The sequence below is a fragment of the Anoxybacillus thermarum genome (assembly GCF_000836725.1).
GTDB classification, from domain to species: Bacteria; Bacillota; Bacilli; order Bacillales; family Anoxybacillaceae; genus Anoxybacillus; species Anoxybacillus thermarum.
The window spans coordinates 1-1,019 of record NZ_JXTH01000126.1 but is presented as its reverse complement, the minus strand read 5'-3'; the positions used below and the strand labels follow the sequence as shown (position 1 = coordinate 1,019).

The window sequence follows — 1,019 nt, the reverse complement described above, 5'->3', positions numbered from 1 at the left end:
CCTCCAAAAGGGCCGCCAACAAGACAGCGAACACCTTTTGAAGAGTTCTGACTAATTGTTCCTCCAGCTCTTTTAATAAAGGCCATTCTGTGGTAAAATGTTTCATGGACTCTCTCCCTCCTGTTTTATTGATGTTGGTCATCACCATCATAGCAGGGAGAGAGTCCTTTTTGCATGACATTTGCTTTTTTCTACCGCGCTTCGCTTGGTGGCCCCGACGAGCGTCGCGAACAAAAGTTCGCAACCCTCGTCGGGGAATCATTCCTGAATGTCACCCACAAATATTTTACTCACACAAAGAAAAATGATGTGTCCAAACACGAACAAGTTTTCTAATGCATATACATACATAAGCAACAAAAGACCACCTGCGAGGTGAACGATGATGGGTACCATTTTTTCTGCGCTTGCTTTGTTTGTAAAGGAGCTTATCTTTTTCGTATCTTATGTAAAAAACAACGCCTTTCCACAACCGCTTGATGCAAAAGAAGAAGCGATGTATTTAAAACAAATGGCAAAAGGGGATGAAAACGCTCGCAACAAGCTCATCGAGCACAATCTACGCCTCGTTGCGCACATTGTAAAAAAGTTCGAAAACACCGGAGAAGATCCAGAAGATTTAATTTCAATTGGCACAATCGGCTTAATTAAAGCGATCGAAAGCTATTCAACAGGAAAAGGGACAAAACTGGCGACATATGCTGCTCGTTGTATTGAGAATGAAATACTTATTACAATAGTATGCGTTAATAAATGTAAAAAAATCCTTAGCACATTCAATGATAATCTATCTCACTGTTCATGACGCTAGGCAACATATTATGAGTGTATTCACCTTGTCACACTAATAGCAGTTGAGGTTAAACCCCAACCGCTATTAAAGGCTCTTCTCGCCCGTTAATTATTTGTAGACACGCTTCAAGTAAAGAAGAATTTTTATAAATCACAATATGTAGAGACTCTCGTGCCCTTGTAACATTTTGATACAACATTTTTAATAAACTGTAAGGGGATCCGTT

The 1,019-nt window shown here is 39.8% G+C and carries 1 protein-coding gene; it reads left to right on the top strand.

The annotated features are described in order from the left end of the window. Positions 1 to 382 precede the first annotated feature (382 nt). On the top strand, positions 383 to 805 hold the full coding sequence (locus tag LH47_RS14630) for a sigma-70 family RNA polymerase sigma factor (protein WP_235341174.1): 423 nt from the start codon (positions 383 to 385) through the stop codon (positions 803 to 805). Positions 806 to 1,019 lie beyond the last annotated feature (214 nt).